This window comes from Streptomyces sp. NPDC028910, assembly GCF_055564955.1.
The window spans coordinates 1-17,038 of sequence record NZ_JBVHVF010000043.1; the positions used below are offsets into that span (position 1 = coordinate 1).

The following is a 17,038-nucleotide window of genomic DNA, read 5'->3' on the forward strand; positions in this document are numbered from 1 at the left end:
GTGGAGGAGTAGGCGCGGGCTCGTCGACGGTGATGCCGAAGTCGGTCGCGAGCCCAGCCAGACCCCGGACGTATCCCTGACCCACCGCCCGGAACCTCCAGGCCCCACCCCGCCGATAGAACTCCCCCAAGACCAACGCGGTCTCACATAAAAGAAGGGGAGCGGCGCAGTGCACACAGACACAGGCGTAGGCACGGACACGGACAGGGACGCGGGGGCGGGCGTAGGCGTGGGCGTGGACACAGGAGCGGACACGGGCGTGGACGTGGACGCGTGCGTGGACGCGGGCGCAGGCCTGGACACAGGCACGGGCACAGAGGCAGGCGTGGACACGGGGGCGGTCGTGGGCGTGGGTGGAGGCGTGGGGGGGTGGGATGATCGCGATCCCGGCGGGGCGGGTGAGGCTGTCGGACCGTCGCACCGAGCGCAGTTGGACGGTCGAGGTCGCCTCGTACCTGCTCGCGGCGGTCCCCGTCACCCGGGCCCTCTACGCGCAAGTGACCGGTATACCGCCGGACACCACGCGGGACGGTGGACTGCCCATGGAGAGCCTCTCGTGGTGGGACGCGGTCCGCCTATGCAACGCCCTCTCGCGAGCCGAAGGGCTGACACCCGCCTACCGGCTGACCGACAAGAACGGGAACCTCGAACACGGGAACGCCGCATACGAGGACGCCGAATCCCGGGCCACCGCGTACGGGGACGAGTACGGGGACGTCGAGTGGGATCGCTCGGCGCCCGGCTACCGGCTGCCCACTGAGGCCGAGTGGGAGTACGCCTGTCGCGGCGGTACCGACGGCCCACGCTACGGACCCCTCGACGACATCGCCTGGCACCGCGGCAACTCCCACGAACAGCCACACCAGGTCGGAGGCAAACAACCCAACCCATGGGGCCTACACGACATGCTCGGCAATATCTGGGAATGGTGCTGGGACCTCTACGACCCCGAAGTGTACGGCTCCTACCGGGTACTACGAGGCGGCGGCTGGTACGACGAACATTGGAGCTGCCGCGCCTCGGTACGCCGCCGCAGCCACCCCACACTATGACTCGACGACATCGGCATACGCATCGCACGCACCCACACCCCATGAAACACAAACCCCAACCACAACCACGACGGGGCCGGGGTGGTGACCGGGCCGGTGTGGCGGCGTCAGGTGTCTTGCTGACCGGTATCGCTCAGCAGCAGTCCCTTCTGCGGCTTGCCCATCGCGTTGCGCGGCACCGCCGTGACGAAGCGGACCTCACGCGGACGCTTGTGTACCGACAGGTGCGCGGCGACGAAATCCGTGAGCTCCGCGCCCGTGACGCCCTCGGCGACGACGAACGCGACGATCCGCTGACCCAGATCCGCGTCGGGCACGCCCACCACCGCCGCCTCACGCACACGCGGGTGATCCAGAAGCGCGTTCTCGACCTCCCCCGCACCGATCCGGTACCCACCAGACTTGATCAAGTCGGTGGAGGCACGGCCCACGATCCGGTGCACCCCGTCCCTCTCGTCGACAGCCGCGATGTCGCCCGTCCTGAACCAGCCGTCCGGCGTGTACGCGGCGGCGGTGGCCTCGGGCCGGCCCAGGTAGCCGGAGAACAACGTGGGACCGGTGAGCTGGAGTTCACCGATCTCAGCGCCCGGCTCCGCGGCGACGCGGGTCGTGACCCCCGCCAGCGGGGTACCGACCGTGCCGGGCCGGACCTCACCACCCGCCCGGCCACTGACCGTGATCAGCGTCTCCGTCATCCCGTACCGCTCGACAACGCGGTGCCCGGTCAGGCCCTCCAGATCACGGAAGACCGGCGTGGGGAGGGCGGCACTGCCCGACACCAGCAACCGCGCCGTGGACAACGCGGCGGCAGCCCCCGGCGCGGCCGCGATACGAGACCACACGGTGGGCACCCCGAAATACAAGCTCCCACCAGCCCCCGCGTACGCCTCGGGAGTAGGCCGGCCGGTATGCACCAGACGACTTCCCGTACGCAGCGCACCAAGCACACCCAACACCAACCCATGCACATGGAACAACGGCAACCCATGAACCAAGGTGTCCTCGGCCGTCCACTGCCAGGCCTCGGCGAGCGCGTCCAGGTCCGCGGTGATGGCGGCCCTGCCCAGGACCACGCCCTTGGGCGCGCCCGTGGTCCCCGAGGTGTAGAGGATCAGCGCCGCGTCCCCGGACCGGGACCCGGACCCCGCTGCGAGCGCGGTGGCCTGCACCGTCGCGGGCACGGCGGCTGGTGCGGTGGCCGAGCGGCGGGCGAAGTCCACCTCGATGAGGCGGGCCCCGCAGTCGCGCAGGATGTGCTCCCGCTCGGCCGGGCCGGCATCGGGCGGCAGCGGTACGCAGGGCACCCCCGCCAGCAATCCGCCCACCACCGCGGCCACCGTCTCCAGGGAAGCCGTCGCGTTCACCGCGAAGGCCGGGACCCCTGCACCGGCGAGGTCAGCGGCCACCGCACCGGCCGCCCCGAGCAGTTCCTCGTAGGAAGCGGTACGGCCGGCCACGGTGACGGCGTCCGCACGGTCCCCGTAGACACCGGTGAGTGCGGTCAACATGTCAGCGGCTCCGATCGGCGGTGGCGTAGATGGCACACACCAGCCTACGGGCGTGACACCGGCCGCCGCGCGTTTATGATCGGCCGGGACCCGATCCGTTCAACACCAAGACCCAACCCAGAATCCCATCCAGCCCTCGCCCAGCCCTCGCCCAAGTCCCGCCCAGTTCACGATCCGGGGAGCCCCACGTGGAAACGGCACGGTTCACGACACTGATCGCCGCGACGATCACCACGGGCCTGATGAGCGGCCTGTTCTACGCATTCGCCGTGTCGGTGATGCCTGGCCTGGCACGCAGCGCCGACCGGACCGTCATCGAGACGATGCAGCGCATCAACGTCGCCATCCTCAACGGCTGGTTCCTGCTCGGCTACCTCGGAGCGTTGGTGTTCACCGCGGCCGCGGTCGCACTGCACGCCACCGGCCCCGGCAGCCGGGAAGCACTGATCCCCCTGATCGGCGCACTGATCGCCTACCTCCTGGCCATGACGGTCACCGCCCGGGTGAACATCCCCCTGAACAACGCCCTGGAACAAGCCGGCCCCGCCGAACACATCGCAGACACCGACACTGGCACGGTCCGCCGCGCCTTCGAGGGACCCTGGGTCCGCGCCAACACCTGGCGAGCGGTCCTGTGCACGACGGCCCTCGGCCTCCACGCCTGGGTACTGACCCTCCACGGCCAGTAGCCCATCGCCGACTCACCAGGACCATGGAGACGTTGACCAGGGCGGAGGCCGGGCCGGATGCCGCCAGCGGGGGCGTCCGTGATGATGTCCGCGACGGCGGTGTGCCTGGGGCGCGAACCGCAGCGGACGGCCGGGGGCCCGGCCGACGCGCAAGGAGGCATCGGGCGGCCGGCGTTAGGCTCAGATCCATGGCCGCCATGAACACCTCACCGCCCCGCCCCCTGCTGCGCCTGGAACCCGTCACAGGCGAGAACTTCGACGCGGTGTGCGCGATCCAGGTGCGCCCCGATCAGGCGCACCTGGTTTCCCCGGTGGTCAAGTCGCTGGCCGAGGCGTACGTCCACGCCGCGGCCGCCTGGCCGCGGGCGATCGTCGACGGCCAGGAGGTCGTCGGCTTCGTCATGGCCTTCCTCGACATCGCCTGGGACCCGGCCACCGATCCCGCCGACCGGCGCAGCGGCATCTGGCGCCTGAACATCCACGCCGACCACCAGGGCAAGGGCTACGGCCGCTTCGCCGTCCACACGGTCGTCGAGGAGATCCGCCGCCGCGGCACCCGCCTGGCGTACGTCAGCTGGCACACCGGCCAGAACAGCCCCGAGCCGTTCTACCTGGGGCTGGGTTTCCGTCCCACGGGCGAACTCAGCGGCGACCAGCGCGTCGGCGTACTGCCCCTGGACGCACCCCACATAGCCCACCCGGGGACCCACCCGGCCGTGCCCCCCACCTCCGGCTGGAATGTGACCGCAAAGGTCCGCCGGTGGGCCCCCGGCCCCCCCGGCCTCTGGCCCCCGGTGCGGCGCGCCGCACAGCGCGCGGCGCGCGGGACCGCGGCATGTCACCTGCCCTCCCCCGCGCGGCCCGCAACACAGCCGGGTACGGTGCCGCGCAGCGCGGCCGCGATACGGCTGCGGCAGCCGCTGCGGCTGCGGCTGCGGCCGGTGAAGCATTTTCGGTCACCGCACTAGGTGAGGACGACCGTGCCCCCCGGCCCCGCCGCCACCGTCTCATCGGGCGCTCTGACGCCCGAGCGGAACGCCTGGGGGCTGACCCCGCGGACCCGCTTGAAGGCCGTGGACAGGGCGAAGGCACTGCTGTAGCCGACCCGGCGGGCCACCGTGGCGACCGTGGCGTCCGGCTCGCGCAGCAGATCGGCCGCCAAAGCCAGGCGCCAGCCCGTCAGATAGCCCACTGGCGGCTCGCAGACGACCTCTGTGAAACGGCGGGCCAGCGACGCCCGCGAGACCCCCACCTTCTGAGCCAGTTCCTCCACCGTCCAGCCGTACGCCGGACTCTCGTGCAGCAGCCGCAGCGCCGGCCCCACCACCGGATCGCTCCCGGCCCGGTACCAGGCCGGGGCACTGGAGCCGGCGGCCGCCAGCCACGCCCGCAACACCCCGATGAGCAGCAGGTCCAACAAGCGGTCCAGGACCACCTCCTGGCCCGGTTCCTGACGGGAGATCTCCGAGGCCAGCAACGTGATCAGTGTGGAGTCCGCGGCGCCGGCCGGCCGCACCAGGATCGTGGGCAGCGCACCCAGCAGCCGGCGGCCGATCTCACCGGGCGCCTGATAGGTGCCGCTGAGCATCACCGCCGAGGCGGCGTCCTGCCGGGCCGCGCCCCAGGTCCGCACACCCAACGCCATGGACTGCGAGACGTCCTCGCCCTCCGGCGTACTGCACCGCTGATCGGGGCCCACCGTGATCTGCACCGGCGTATCCAGAGCGTCGGCGACCGTGTACGGGGCGGGCCCGCGCACCACGGCCACGTCCCCGGGGCTGATCCGCACCGGCTCGGCGCGCTCGCCCCCACTCTCGCTGTCGGGCAGCAGCCACGCCGAGCCGTGCACCATCGTCACCACCGACAACGGGGCACGATCCTCGATCCGCAAGGACCACGGTGGATTGAAAACGGACTTCAAGAGGAAAGCACCCCGGGCCTTGGGCCCTTCAAGGAGACCGGTCAACGTGTCCATGCCCACATCCTCCCCTGCCCCCGGGTCAGACGGCGGGCCGGATCAGACGGCGGGCCGGATCAGACGGCGGGCCGGATCAGGCGGCGGGGCGGCATCAGGAGCGGACGTCCCACACGCCGGTGGCCGCCGCCTCACGGGCGAAGTCGGCGAAGTCCCTGGGCCGCCGCCCCAGTACGTCCTCCACCCCGTGGACCAGGTGCGCGTTGCGCCCGTCCAGGATCAACGTGAACAGCTCGGCGAAGTCCTCCGGCAGCCCGTTCTCACGCAACACCGCGCGGTAGTCCGCATCCGATACCGGAACGTAGGCGATCTCACGGCCCGTGGCCTTCGACAGCTCGGCGGCGACCTCGGCAAAACTCAGCAGGCGCGGCCCGGACAACTCGTACGTCCTGCCGATGTGCCGGTCATCGCTCAGCGCGGCCACCACCACGTCGGCGATGTCTTCGGTGTCGACGAACGCCTCCACCGCGTCCCCGGTCGGCAAAGCGATCTCACCGGCCAATACCGGCTCCAGGAAGAAACTCTCATCGAAGTTCTGGTTGAACCAGCTCGCCCGCACCACCGTCCAATCCGCGCCCGAGGCCGTCAGATTGTCCTCACTACGCCGCGCGGCCTCCTCCCCACGCCCCGACAGCAACACCAAGCGACGCGCGCCAGCCGCCACCGCCACCTCCGCGAACGCCCCCACCTGCTCGGCAGCACCCGGAAAAGCGAGATCCGGGTAATACGTCACGTACACCCGGTCCACACCCTCGAGCGCCGGAAGCCAGGTCGCAGGCTCGTTCCAGTCGAAGGCCGGTTCACCGTGACGGGAGCCGATCCTGACCGGGCGGCCCTGAGCAGCCAGCTTCTCGGCGACCTTACGACCGGTCTTCCCCGTGCCCCCGATGACAAGAGCGATGGCCTGACCGGTGCCCTGCGTGTGGTTCTTCGTCGTCCGCGTCATGAGTACAGTCAAGCCCCGCCACACGAGACGCAACATAGCTGAAAAGCTCACCCGCATACGCGCACGTCCAAACCCAAACCGTCACCACCCCACCTGCCGACCGACATGGCATGGCCATGGAATTCGGCGGCGACGAGGCGCGGGCGGACGCGCGGGCGGTTGGCCGCGCACCCGCCCCCCAGCCGGGCTACGCCGGGTCCACCACCACCGGGGTGTTCTGGCAGGCCGTCAGCAGCCAGCGTCCGTCCGGCTCCCGCGTCATCACATACAGCGGCGCACCCTCGCTACTGCCCTCAGCCGCGCGATAGACCTGCCGTACCTTCACCGCCGCCACGTCCGGCCGCAGGAACTGTATGTGCACCACCTCATACGAAACCTCCCCCTCCCACTGCGCCGCCGGCAGCACAGCCCGTGTGAACTCCGCTATCGCATCCCGCCCGATGAGGACCTTCCCGTGTCCGGTCGTCCACAGCGCATCCGGATGGAACAAAGCCAGGAACCCCTCGGCGTCCCTGTCCCGCTGGGTACGTTCAACAGTGGCGACGACCTGCGCGATCGCCTCGACGGATGCGGCTTCGGCCGCCTGCTCGATGTTCATGGACCGATCCTGCTCCCTCAAGCACGGTCGAGGTCAAGCGATATGATCATATTGCGGCATGACCACGAGGACTCTCTACCTGCTCTGCTCCGCCGCCCCACCCGTCTTCGACGTCGCCCACGTCATCGAAGACGCCCAAGCCCGCGGCTGGGACGTATGCCTGGGCCTGACCCCCACCGCCGCCCACTGGCTGACCGGAAGCCTGGACGGACTGGCCGCCCTGACCGGCCACCCCGTGCGCTGGCAGTACAAGCTCCCCGGACAACCCGACGTATGGCCGCCCGCCGACGCCATCCTCTTCGCCCCCGCCACCTTCAACACCATCAACGCCTGGGCCCTGGGCCTCACCCACCACTTCGCCATCGGCATCGCCGCCGAAGCCATGGGCAAGGGCACCCCGATCGTCGCCATGCCCTGCACCAACACCGCCCTCGCCGCCCACCCCCAATTCGAAACCTCCCTGACCACCCTGCGCACCGCCGGAGTGGAAGTCCTCTACGGCGACACCGGCTTCACACCGCACCCAGCGGGCCCCGACACCCGACCCCACTACCCCTGGCCCACCGCCCTCGACGCCATCGACCACACCACCCGCACCTGACCACCACCCAACCCAGCAGCCCGGACCCAACAACCACAAACAGCAGCAGCGGCGCCCACGGCGAGGCCGTGGGTGAGCTATTCCACCGCATCCACCCCACCGCCATCCCACCTTGCACCGTGCCTACGGCCGGGATGTCAGCAAGATGACCCGTGCGTGGGGGAATCGGTGAATCCGGGACGCGGCCGTACCCCGGTCGGCAGGATGGGGGCATGGACCGTGGGGATATGGGGCCGGGCGGAACGCGGCCGATGGTGGTGCGGGTACCGGTAGAACCGGTCGAAGCCGCGATGGAAGCCGACGCGGTCGACGCCGTGACCCGCGCGGGCGACGTAGTGGTACGCGGTCCCTTGTTCGGGGTGGCCGCGCAAAGCGCCGGAGACGGGCCACGGTGGCGCGTGGTGGGAGCGGTGACCGACAGCTGCCCGCAACAGGCACGCGACGCGCTGAACTCAACACTCTGGTTCCGAGCCAAAGACGACGCCCACGACAGGGCGGAGCGGCGCGCGCTCTTGGCAGCGGTCACCCGGCTGGAGAACGAACGGGTCGACGAACTCGACGTAGCCGGGACCCGGTACCGGATCGTACGCGCCGAGGAATACGCGGGCTGCGGCCCGAACGGTATCGAACCACCCCGCCCGACCGATCCCGAACCCCCCGTCCCCGACTGGGACCGCGCAACCAAAGAACCGGAAATCGACGACGGCCTCATCCTGGACCCCGAAGCGCCCCTCACCCCCACCCAGGCCCTTGAGCAACTCGCACTACGCGGCCTGCACTACACCGGTGAACGCTTCCCCCACGACGTACGCGCCGACGCACGCCGTGCACTGCGCACCCACCCCGACGTCCTTCTCCTCCCCGCCACATTCACCGTCATGGAACGCGCCCCGAACGGCTGGACACCCATCAGCGGCCCCCACGCCAGCCCCCACGCCGCCCGCAAGTCACTCGACTTCGCCCTCACATGGATGTGGCCCCGCATGCACGGCCACATCCCCCACAACGCGGACCCCCACACCGACGCCCGCACATGCACACCAGACGCGTCCGCGGCCGGCCCGCACGCCACGCAACTCGCCGCATACGCCGAAGCCGCCAGCACACTACGCACCGGACGCGTCAACCAGCTCGAGTTCCAACACACCACCTACCACATCGCCCGCACCCGCCGCCTCCTGCGTTGGGGCCCCGACGGACCCGAAAGCCCCCGCCCCTCCGACACCAACACCCAAGACCCGACCCAAATCCACCTCCCACTCGACGAAAACGGCCATATCCAGCCCCACACCTGACCCCCGACACGTACGCGTTCGCGAGTGGCCGGAACGACGGGTGGGCCCCGTAGCACGGTGCGACGGGGCCCAACTGCGAAACGGTACGTGAGCCGCTGCCGGCATCGCCTGCCAAGACCGCGGGCGGCTCAGCGGAACAGCACGGAGGCGTCCCCGGCCGGGGTGGTGACCGAGCCCGGACACAGGAAGCTGCCCGAGGTCTTGGCGGCGGTGAAGGCACGGTTGATGTACTTGCGGCTCGCCGCGTCCCGGTCCCACACGATGTTCGTGGCCTTGTAGCGGCAGGAGATGAAGCTCTGCTTGCCGGTGATGTCGATCAGATCGGTCCGCGCCGTGCCGGCGGCGTCGTCGAAGGTGAAGGCGGGGTTGTTGTTGAGGGTGGCGGCGATGCCGCCGCCACAGGCCAGATTGCCTCCCGGGGCGTTGATCGTCGCGCGGTCGATGGTGAGGGCGTCCGGGGCAGCGGCGCTGGTGCTCGCATTGGTCCAGCTGCAGCTGTTGCCGGCGACCACGATCACGCCGTCGGCCTTCTGCTCGGCGGTCGAGGCGCCGGGACCGTGCGCGAGGGCGGTGCCGGTACCGGTGAAGGCCGCCGCGACGACCAGCGCGGCGATTCCAGCGATGTGTGAGATGCGGGTACCGCTGGTCCTGCGGGTGGTGCCGTGCACGGTGTGAGTGCTCTGCGTGATGGGCGTGATGTGCCTCATGGTTCGCTCCTCCAGGCCACGTACTGGTGGGGGGGGTGGGCGAGGCGCTGGGCCTCTCAGAGAGTGCGGAGTGCGTGCCGGGAGGGTCCCACAGCCGCCCTGAACTGTCAGGAGCCTGTCAGGGGCTTGGGAAGATTTGGCTGGAATTACCAGTGGGTACGGGAGGGGTCCCGTCCGCCAGGGCGGCCTGCGGCGACGGCACCCTGCGCACCGCGGGTTACGGCCTCGGGCCGCCCTGGAGTACCGCCTCGATCTCACCCGCGACGTCACCCCGGCCGAGCTGAGCGCTGCGGAAGTCCTGTGTGCGCGGCATACGCAGGAACAGTTCGTACCCCACGTCGACGCGCACCCGCCCGGAGCGGAGTACGAAGTCGTAGGCGTGCCCCCCGCGCGTGCGGCAGTGGGAGAGGAAGTGCAAGTGGTATCCAGCCGCGGCCACCCCGAGCAGGTGGGTGGGGCTGCGGAAACCGACGATCGTCCCCTGGAGGTTGGTGTGGGTGGAGATGATCTGCCCCGCCACCGCGTCGATCAGCCGGGGGAAGGGGCGGTGCTGCTCGGGGAGCATCCGAGTGACCATGTGGTCGAAGTGTGCGTCTACGCGGACCGCGTAGAACAGGTTGGGGCTCGGGAGCCAGTCGTCGATCATCCCGCGCAGCCCTGCGGCGTCCACCGGCTGCGTGATCCGCCAGTCGTACTCGCCGTGGAAGTAGGTGACCGCCGCGAGGGGCGTTCGCGTGCCCAGGTCGGCTTCACCGGCGGTCCCGTCGGCGCGTAACCGATAGCACCGGCCGTCGAGGACGATCATCTCGCCGTCGAGCCGGTCGAAGGTTCCGATGCCGAAGTCTCCGTTGCGGCGGAGCTCGGCGATGGTGGTCGTGCCTTCGTAGACACCTTCCAGCATGGCCGTCATGGTCGAGGTCTGGAAGATCCGCCCCCTGGGCCGAGTGGGCCACGTCTGCTGCTCCGGCGCGTCGTGCGGAGTCGAGTCCGGTCCCGGCATGTGCCCCCCTGAGTCCTCGTGTGTACGACGGTCCCGGTGGCGACTGCACACTCCCCCACCGGACTTGCGTCCAGCACGCTAAGGAACCGACAGGGCCGTCACAACGGCGCGCATCCGGTCGCGCGTTGACACATGACAGTGCGCCGGACCAGCGCCCGCCGTACGACACCCCCCTCGCGCCCCCACCACCGTCGGGCTTCTTCCCGGTTCAGGGCGGGGGCAGGGGCGGGCTCGGGGACAGAGCAGGCGCCTACACCTTGGGAGTGCAGATACCGGTCTTCGTGCCCAGACCGCTGAGTACGTCGTCGAAGTTGTGCTCGAAGGCGTTGTAGACGTCCCGGTTGTCGATCTTCAGGAGCGTCTCGTCGTAGCCGCGCAGCGACGGGTAGGTGTAGTTCTGGCTGCCGGTGAAGACGAGGGTCCGGTCCAGGCCTCCGTCGTACGCGCCCTCGATGAGCAGGTACTTGGAGTGGAGCCCGTACAGCAGCTGGGCCGGGTCTTCGGGGACGTACTTGCGGCAGGCGGCGACCCCGTTGAGGCCACCGCTCATGAGCTTGTCCCGGACCGAGGAGCCGGTGTTGTCGGGCTCGTCGTTCAGGAAGACGTAGACCTGGCAGCCTTCCTTGCGAAGCTGGACGAGGCGGTCGGCGATCTGGTGGCGGGTGAACGCGTACATGCCGACGCGAATCTTGGTGCTCGCGGCCGCGCAGTTGACCGGGGTGAGGAGCTCCAGGACCGGGTCGGTCGCCGGGTCGGTGGTGGGTGTCGTGCCCGCGGTCTCCTGGCGCGGGGTGAAGTAGGCGGTGTAGTCACCCGCCGCCTTCGGCCCCTGGTAGTAGTCCGGCTTGCCGAGGGCGTCGGAGGAATGGGCGAGGAGGTCCTTGAAGTACTTCTCGTACTCCGCGTAGAGCGGCTGGCTCGGGAGGGTGACGGCGTTGTTGTAGTACTTCTCGCGCTGGGCCGAGGTGAGGTTGGCAGAGGACTGGACGACCAGGTCCTGGACGGCTCCGACCCGCTCGAACAGGAAGAACTTGTTGTGGTTGATCGCCGCCTTGCCGGTGATCTCGGCCGGACGCGCCCCGGCGCAGCCGCGGTTGCGGGGGCACACGTAGACGAAGGAGTCCTTGGACCGGTCCACACCGAGCTCGGCGGCCAGTTTCTTGAACTCGCTCACCGAGGTCGCCGGGGTCAGGTTCACCGGGTCCAGCCAGTCCTTGGTCCGGTCCGGGAGCGCGTAACTGTCGAGGATCAGCCTGACCTTGACGCCCCGCTTGTGGGCGGCGACGAAGGCGTTACCCAGCTCGCCGTCCGTGAACTGCCAGACGGAGCCGGTGATCGAGGTGCCCGGCTCCGCGTGATCGATCAGGTCGATCAACTGGTTCTTGATCTCGTCCGGCTTGCCCGCCTTGGGGTCGTTGAAGGTGGCGGTCGCCACGGTGGAAGCCGTGAAACCGGGGTTCCGGACGACGTAGTCGGCGGAGTGCGCTCCGCTGGTGGTCAGCAGTGAGGCGGTGGCGGCCAGGGCGGTGGCCGCCGCTATACGGCCGAGGGCGCGCATGCGCATGGGGACATGTCCGTTCGACTGAAGGCTTTTCGAAGGTGTGGGGTGCAAAGCGCGGGGGGGCAAGTGATCTTACGCGGCCCACGACTCGCCGTTCACGACGGCCGTGCGGATCGTCGACACTGGTGGACAGGTCGCCCTGACCGGACGGTGCCGGTACGGGTACGGGTACGGGTCCGGGCACCCGCTGGTCGCGGGTGACCGGAACCGCGGCGCAGCTGCGGAACGGCCCGCGCGAGGCCGCCCGCTACGGTGCGCAGCGGACGCCGTCCCAGCCGGTCCGCCTGGGTGAACAACCCGCCCGCGTCGCGATGAGTACGGGCTCCTGCGCCGGTCTACCCTTCAGACCCATCGCCCCGGAGGAGCGCCAGATGACCGATACGACGACTCTCGACCTCGGACCACAAGCCCGGATCGTGGCCCGTCTCGCGGCGGGCGTCCCGGACGCCCGGCTCGCCGGCCCGACGCCCTGCCCCGAGTACGCGGTCGGCGATCTTCTGGGCCACCTCGCAGGTCTCGCCGTCGCCTTCCGCGACGCCGCCCGCAAGGACCTGGGCTCCACGACGGACACGGCCCCCGAGGCAGCCGCGCCCTCGCTGCCCGCGGGCTGGCGCGAGGAACTGCCCCGGGTCCTGGGCGAACTGGCCGAGGCCTGGAGGGAACCCGCCGCCTGGGCCGGCATGACCCGCGCAGGCGGCGTGGACCTGCCCGGCGACATCGCGGCTGCGGTGGCTGTCGACGAACTGGTGATCCACGGCTGGGACCTGGCCCGCGCCACCGGCCAGGAGTACGCACCCGATCCGGCCGCGCTGCGCGCCTCGCATGCGTTCCTCCTGGCGTCCGTCGAGGACGAGGGCCGCGAGGGCATCTTCGGAGCCGTCGTGCCCGTACCGGACGAGGCCCCGCTGCTGGACCGGGCAGTCGGACTGAGCGGGCGCGATCCGCACTGGACACCCCCGAAGTCCCCGTGAGGCTCGTTCAAGGCCGCCGCCCCTGAACGGCTGATCAGTCTGGTGATCAACCGGGTCGGCCGGGGCCGCCGCCCTGGCCCCCTCGCTGGGCGCGGTATACGCCGAGGTCGTGCAGGACCCGCGCCAGTTCGGGCTCGTACGTGCGGGGGTCGGTGGCGGCAAGTCGGCGCAGCATCGCCGCCGACTCCTCGCTCGCGTCGACCGCTTCGTTCCATCTCCCACCGTTCGCATGGTGGAAGGCGATGCCGGCGAGCAGGTGGGAGAGGAGTGCCTCGTGGCCCGCCGGCGGCGCCTCGCGAGATCGTCGGTGGAGTGCCCGTGGTTGTTCCGCCGCGGCCAGGGCCTGCGTCCATCGCCCCTGCCGACCCAAGGAGATGGCGAGGCTCGTGAGCGCCTTGGCCAGGCCCCACTCGTACGCCGTGGGATTCGCGTCGGTCAGTGGACGGAGGATGGCCACGGCCTCCCGCGCGTAGTGTTCCGCCTCCGCCCACCGCCCCAGCATGACCATGAGGAGACCCAGGTCGTGCAGCGCGCGACCGTGCTTCGGCTCGTAGGCGGCGGGCTCCCTCTCGGCGAGGCGGCGGGTCCGGGCCACGGCTTCCTCCATGGCCCTCACCGCTTCCTCCCCCCGCCGCAGTCCGGTCAGGCTCATCCCGAGATTGATCAACGCGTCCGTCAGCCTGTGTTCGTAAGCGGCCGGATTCGTCCCGCACAGCCGCCGTTGGACGGACACGGCCTCCTCCGCGACCTCCACCGCCTCGGCCGCGCGCCCGGTGCGCAGCCGCCACAGGGCGAGGTTGGACAGCGAAGTGGCAAGGTCCGGCTCATGGGCGGCGCGGTTCGCCGCCACGAGCCGACGCCGTAGGGCCACCGCTTCCTCTCCCACCAGGGCTGCTTCCTCCAGTCGTCCCAGGGCGGCGAGGTCTATGGCCAGGTTGCTCAGGCCGTTGGCGAGGCCTGGCCGGTACGCGGTGGGGTTCACCTCCGCGAGGCGCCGGTACAGCGCCACCGCCTCCTCGGACGCGGCCCGGGCTTCCTCCCTGCGTCCCATCGCCGCAAGGGAGTTGCCCAGGTTGGCCACCGAGTCCGCCAGATCATGCGAGTGGGCGGAGGGGTTCGCGGCGGCCAGTCTGCGCCGGGCAGCCACCGCCTCTTCGGTCGCCGCCAGGGCATCGGCCGTCCGTCCGGTGTCCAGGAGCATGTTGGCGTGGTTGTGGAGGAGCTGCGCGTGCGACGCGTCGCTGTCGGGGCCGGTCGCCCCGAGCCGCTGCTCGATGGCCGCGGCCTCCTCGGAGGCCTTGAGGCCCTCGGCCCGCCGCCCCATCCCGTTCAGAAAGATGCCGAGGTTGGTCAGCGAGGAGCCGAGAAGGTCCCGATTGGACGGAGCCGGGCCATAGGGAAGGTCCGTATCCGTATCCGTCTCCGTCTCCGTCTCCACCAGCCGTCGCAGGATGGCCACTACCTCCTCGGTCGCGTCCAGTGCCTGCTGTCCGCTCCCCACCATCCCCAGGCTGGCGCCGAGGAAGTACAGCGAGACGGCGAGGTCGCGCGCGTGGGTGGTGGGGTGTCGCACGGTCAGCCGTCGATAGATCGCCACGGCGTACCGGATCTCGTCCGCGGCTTCTGTGTACAGCCCCGCATTGGACAGGCGGTGACCGAGGCGCATGGAGACGCTCGCGTGTACCACCGGGTCGTCGCTGAGGGAGTACCAGTGCTCGGCGAGTCGGGAGGTGAGGGCGGCGACGCCCGGGTCGAGGTCCACGTGGCGCTCCGGGAAGGGGCAACGGGATTCGATGGCCTCCAGCAATGCGCCGTCGATGTCGTCGAGAGCGGCGAGGGCCGTGAGGGCGGCGCTGCCGGCGGCGATGGCCAGTGCCGGGTCGTCGCGTAGGAGCGGGTAGAGGTAGCGGGGGCCGAGGTGCGGCCAGCGATGGGCAGCACTGGCGAGGAAGGTGATCGCCCGCGGCGTCCAGGTGGGAGCTGGCCGGGTGTCGTCCTTCCTGGACAGCAGCGTGGTCGTCGTGGGCGCGGCCCAGTCCTGGGCGGGGTAGTCGGCCCGATGGCCCGGGAGCGTCAGTGCGAGGAAATCCTCGGCGAGGCGGTCCGGGTACAGCGGTTCGAGGACCGTGGGCCGGTCGGGATCGGCCGGCGGATAACAGACGCGATGGTCGGCCAGGATGCGCTCGGGGGGTGCTTGGAAACGCAGGGTTTCAACCACCGCGGCACCCCTCGTGGGCTCCAGCGCGCCGGTGAGCACGGCGCTGAACACCGTCCGGTTCATCACGTGCGGCGGCGTACGGTAGGTCCGCTCGGCCGGGTCGAGCTCATGGGTGGCGTCGCCGTACAGGCGGGCCCAGTGCAGGTGCTCCCGGTCCAGGAGGTACGCGGTCAGGCCCGCCATGTCGGGCGGGGGCCTACGGCCTGCGGCGTGGGCGTCGACGGCGACCAGGGCGGCGATGTGGACGGCCAGGACGAGGCCGAAATCCGGGTGGTCCAGCGGGCCCGGCGGGACCACGGCGACTGTCGTGCTGAGGCGGTAGCGGGCGGCGAAACCATCACGTGCGGCATCGAACATCTGCTCCCGCGGCCCGCGTCCCCCAGGTGACGGCTGCTGCAGGGGCTCCAGGAGCTGGGCGGAGGTACCCGCTTGGTGGTTGGCCAGCGTGGCCCGGATCGCGGGCCAGGAGTCCGGGGTCCGCGCCAGCAGCAGGACGCGCGTGGGCAGGGCGGGCTGGTGGAGGAGGGCGTTGCTGAGCAGCCAGGTCACGTGGGTCAGGGGCCAGCGGTCGGCGTAGTCGACGACCAGGAGCAGACCACGGGCGCCGGCTGGCGGGCGCAGGTCCTGGCTGCCCGGTGGGGGCAGCACGGTGCCGGGGCCGTGTGTGGCGGTCACGACCATCCAGCCGTCCGCCTGTGACCGGGCGGCGAACTCGGCGACCAGGCGGGTCTTGCCCTGCCCTCCGGGTCCGTGCAGCCAGCGGGCGGCGAGCCGCGGCCCCTGGTCGCGCCACTGGTCCAGCTCGCCGAGCTCGCTCTCGCGGCCGGTGAAGTCGACCACCGCGAAGCGCGCGTTGAGCATCCGGCTGGGCAGTTCCCGCAGCCATTGCGGGTCGGTCGCGGGCGGAGGCTGCCAGTTCTCGAGTACGTAGAGCGGAGTGCCGTCTCCGAAGACGTGGATGTCGGCGCCGATCACCCCGTAGGCGAAGCCGCCCTCGGCCCGCACGACCTGACGGGAGCCGGACGGTCCGCCGTCGCCGGTCGTGGCCGCACTCATAAGACCTGCCCGTGGTCCCCGTCGGGGTACTGGCGCGGCAGCGCCCCGAGCCACGCGTCTGTCGCCATCGCCCGTACTCCTCGCGGCCGGAAACGTCGGGAGAGTGCGCGTCAATGATCGCGCCGGGAACGGCGATCGGTAAGTGCGCCCGGCCGTTCGATATCCGTTCGAGATTCGAGGCCCTTGTGCGAGGGTCGTCGGGGTGCCACTGCTGGGCGGGTGAAGCGGCGCCTCCACACGGCCGCGTGGAGGCGCGGGAAGGAGATTTCAGCCGCAGGATGAGCCGCGACCGCATCGTCCCGTTTCGGGATGGTCAACGCTGTCCATCGGAAGGGAATTCATGGCGGACATCTGGGTGCTCAGTCAGAGCGTGACTGACTTGAGCACGCTGGTTCGTGCCGATGCCATCACCTATCTCAGTGCGTCCCACGAGAAGGTGTCCGCGGCGCGGCTGGAGACGGCGCATACGGTGACGCTGGCTCGCCGCGCCGAGCAGGGGGCGGATCTGCCGGACACCTTCCATGTGGCCTTCCTGGCCAAGCTCGCTCAGGCCCGAGTTCAGGCCACGGCCAGCGAAGAGGACTTGGTCCTGTTCGCGAGCGTCGACAGCCACGGCGTGTGGGACTGGTCAGTCATGCCCGTCACGGAGCTCTGACCGGCGTGAGCTGCGACGCGGCTGCGATGGGCCCGCGGGCGTGAACGCCGGTCGTCTGACGGGCGCCTAACTGCCTCATCCGGGTGGATTCTTTCCTCCTGCCGTGGATCGGCGCTGGTCACATGGGGTGAAAGGGCCGCGTGGCTCGTTTCCCGGAGCGGGGCGAGAGGGGTTGATGGGGATGTGAGTACCTCAAGCACCGCTCC

14 protein-coding genes and 2 pseudogenes are annotated in these 17,038 nt (G+C 70.5%); 7 read left to right on the plus strand and 9 right to left on the minus strand.

Annotation, left to right across the window (positions count from 1 at the left end; genetic code table 11):
• Positions 1 to 145, minus strand: a pseudogene (locus ACZ4TV_RS32380) (TerD family protein); the annotation flags it as partial.
• A gap of 229 nt (positions 146 to 374) precedes the next feature.
• On the opposite strand from ACZ4TV_RS32380, the gene ACZ4TV_RS32385 reads away from it, so the two are divergent.
• A complete protein-coding gene (locus ACZ4TV_RS32385) occupies positions 375 to 1,052 on the plus strand; it encodes a formylglycine-generating enzyme family protein (protein ID WP_468138788.1) in 678 nt (225 codons plus the stop codon).
• A 107-nt stretch (positions 1,053 to 1,159) separates the two neighbouring features.
• Here the strand turns inward: ACZ4TV_RS32385 and ACZ4TV_RS32390 are convergent, their stop codons facing one another.
• Entirely contained in the window at positions 1,160 to 2,560 is a 1,401-nt protein-coding gene (locus tag ACZ4TV_RS32390) for an AMP-binding protein (RefSeq protein WP_468138789.1), read from the minus strand.
• Between the two features lie 188 nt (positions 2,561 to 2,748).
• Here ACZ4TV_RS32390 and ACZ4TV_RS32395 point away from each other — a divergent pair, with 188 nt between their 5' ends.
• Together ACZ4TV_RS32395 and ACZ4TV_RS32400 are read left to right on the plus strand one after the other, a co-directional pair.
• A complete protein-coding gene (locus ACZ4TV_RS32395) occupies positions 2,749 to 3,249 on the plus strand; it encodes an anthrone oxygenase family protein (protein ID WP_468138791.1) in 501 nt (166 codons plus the stop codon).
• Between the two features lie 197 nt (positions 3,250 to 3,446).
• Positions 3,447 to 3,926 (plus strand): annotated as a pseudogene (locus ACZ4TV_RS32400) (GNAT family N-acetyltransferase); the annotation flags it as partial.
• Positions 3,927 to 4,213: 287 nt separating this feature from the next.
• On the opposite strand, the gene ACZ4TV_RS32405 reads toward ACZ4TV_RS32400, so the two are convergent.
• The 3 genes from ACZ4TV_RS32405 to ACZ4TV_RS32415 form a co-directional block, all read right to left on the minus strand.
• Positions 4,214 to 5,224, minus strand: a complete 1,011-nt coding sequence (locus ACZ4TV_RS32405; protein WP_468138793.1) for an AraC family transcriptional regulator — start codon at positions 5,222 to 5,224, stop codon at positions 4,214 to 4,216.
• A 94-nt stretch (positions 5,225 to 5,318) separates the two neighbouring features.
• Entirely contained in the window at positions 5,319 to 6,170 is an 852-nt protein-coding gene (locus ACZ4TV_RS32410; protein ID WP_468138795.1) for an NAD(P)H-binding protein, read from the minus strand.
• Positions 6,171 to 6,357: 187 nt separating this feature from the next.
• Positions 6,358 to 6,768 (minus strand): SgcJ/EcaC family oxidoreductase, encoded by a 411-nt coding sequence (locus ACZ4TV_RS32415; protein WP_468138796.1) that lies wholly within the window; start codon positions 6,766 to 6,768, stop codon positions 6,358 to 6,360.
• Positions 6,769 to 6,826: 58 nt separating this feature from the next.
• Here ACZ4TV_RS32415 and ACZ4TV_RS32420 point away from each other — a divergent pair, with 58 nt between their 5' ends.
• Positions 6,827 to 7,369 carry a flavoprotein gene (locus ACZ4TV_RS32420; protein WP_468138797.1) on the plus strand — a complete coding sequence of 181 codons (543 nt, stop codon included), beginning with the start codon at positions 6,827 to 6,829 and terminating at the stop codon, positions 7,367 to 7,369.
• A 212-nt stretch (positions 7,370 to 7,581) separates the two neighbouring features.
• Complete coding sequence (locus ACZ4TV_RS32425; protein WP_468138799.1) at positions 7,582 to 8,664, plus strand: DUF5954 family protein; 1,083 nt, start codon at positions 7,582 to 7,584, stop codon at positions 8,662 to 8,664.
• A 128-nt stretch (positions 8,665 to 8,792) separates the two neighbouring features.
• Here ACZ4TV_RS32425 and ACZ4TV_RS32430 read toward each other — a convergent pair whose 3' ends face one another.
• From ACZ4TV_RS32430 to ACZ4TV_RS32440, 3 genes are all read right to left on the minus strand, one after another.
• On the minus strand, positions 8,793 to 9,371 hold the full coding sequence (locus tag ACZ4TV_RS32430; RefSeq protein ID WP_468138801.1) for a hypothetical protein: 579 nt from the start codon (positions 9,369 to 9,371) through the stop codon (positions 8,793 to 8,795).
• 217 nt (positions 9,372 to 9,588) lie between these two features.
• Positions 9,589 to 10,371 carry an acetolactate decarboxylase gene (gene budA, locus ACZ4TV_RS32435; RefSeq protein WP_468138803.1) on the minus strand — a complete coding sequence of 261 codons (783 nt, stop codon included), beginning with the start codon at positions 10,369 to 10,371 and terminating at the stop codon, positions 9,589 to 9,591.
• A 250-nt stretch (positions 10,372 to 10,621) separates the two neighbouring features.
• The gene (locus tag ACZ4TV_RS32440) at positions 10,622 to 11,935 is read right to left on the minus strand and encodes a phospholipase D-like domain-containing protein (RefSeq protein WP_468138804.1); all 1,314 of its coding nucleotides are present in this window, start codon (positions 11,933 to 11,935) and stop codon (positions 10,622 to 10,624) included.
• 368 nt (positions 11,936 to 12,303) lie between these two features.
• Between ACZ4TV_RS32440 and ACZ4TV_RS32445 the strand changes: the two genes are divergently transcribed.
• A complete protein-coding gene (locus tag ACZ4TV_RS32445; protein WP_468138805.1) occupies positions 12,304 to 12,903 on the plus strand; it encodes a TIGR03086 family metal-binding protein in 600 nt (199 codons plus the stop codon).
• 46 nt (positions 12,904 to 12,949) lie between these two features.
• Here ACZ4TV_RS32445 and ACZ4TV_RS32450 read toward each other — a convergent pair whose 3' ends face one another.
• Positions 12,950 to 16,177 carry a tetratricopeptide repeat protein gene (locus ACZ4TV_RS32450; RefSeq protein ID WP_468138806.1) on the minus strand — a complete coding sequence of 1,076 codons (3,228 nt, stop codon included), beginning with the start codon at positions 16,175 to 16,177 and terminating at the stop codon, positions 12,950 to 12,952.
• A gap of 340 nt (positions 16,178 to 16,517) precedes the next feature.
• Here ACZ4TV_RS32450 and ACZ4TV_RS32455 point away from each other — a divergent pair, with 340 nt between their 5' ends.
• Positions 16,518 to 16,832 carry a hypothetical protein gene (locus ACZ4TV_RS32455; RefSeq protein ID WP_468138807.1) on the plus strand — a complete coding sequence of 105 codons (315 nt, stop codon included), beginning with the start codon at positions 16,518 to 16,520 and terminating at the stop codon, positions 16,830 to 16,832.
• Positions 16,833 to 17,038: the final 206 nt, after the last annotated feature.

Coding starts and splice junctions, on each gene's coding strand:
- ACZ4TV_RS32405 (WP_468138793.1), bottom strand. CDS start 5,224: ATGGACACGTTGACCGGTCTCCTTGAAGGGCCCAAGGCCCGGGGTGCT.
- ACZ4TV_RS32430 (WP_468138801.1), bottom strand. CDS start 9,371: ATGAGGCACATCACGCCCATCACGCAGAGCACTCACACCGTGCACGGC.
- ACZ4TV_RS32420 (WP_468138797.1), top strand. CDS start 6,827: ATGACCACGAGGACTCTCTACCTGCTCTGCTCCGCCGCCCCACCCGTC.
- budA (WP_468138803.1), bottom strand. CDS start 10,371: ATGCCGGGACCGGACTCGACTCCGCACGACGCGCCGGAGCAGCAGACG.
- ACZ4TV_RS32425 (WP_468138799.1), top strand. CDS start 7,582: ATGGACCGTGGGGATATGGGGCCGGGCGGAACGCGGCCGATGGTGGTG.
- ACZ4TV_RS32440 (WP_468138804.1), bottom strand. CDS start 11,935: ATGCGCATGCGCGCCCTCGGCCGTATAGCGGCGGCCACCGCCCTGGCC.
- ACZ4TV_RS32390 (WP_468138789.1), bottom strand. CDS start 2,560: ATGTTGACCGCACTCACCGGTGTCTACGGGGACCGTGCGGACGCCGTC.
- ACZ4TV_RS32445 (WP_468138805.1), top strand. CDS start 12,304: ATGACCGATACGACGACTCTCGACCTCGGACCACAAGCCCGGATCGTG.
- ACZ4TV_RS32455 (WP_468138807.1), top strand. CDS start 16,518: ATGGCGGACATCTGGGTGCTCAGTCAGAGCGTGACTGACTTGAGCACG.
- ACZ4TV_RS32385 (WP_468138788.1), top strand. CDS start 375: ATGATCGCGATCCCGGCGGGGCGGGTGAGGCTGTCGGACCGTCGCACC.
- ACZ4TV_RS32450 (WP_468138806.1), bottom strand. CDS start 16,177: ATGAGTGCGGCCACGACCGGCGACGGCGGACCGTCCGGCTCCCGTCAG.
- ACZ4TV_RS32415 (WP_468138796.1), bottom strand. CDS start 6,768: ATGAACATCGAGCAGGCGGCCGAAGCCGCATCCGTCGAGGCGATCGCG.
- ACZ4TV_RS32410 (WP_468138795.1), bottom strand. CDS start 6,170: ATGACGCGGACGACGAAGAACCACACGCAGGGCACCGGTCAGGCCATC.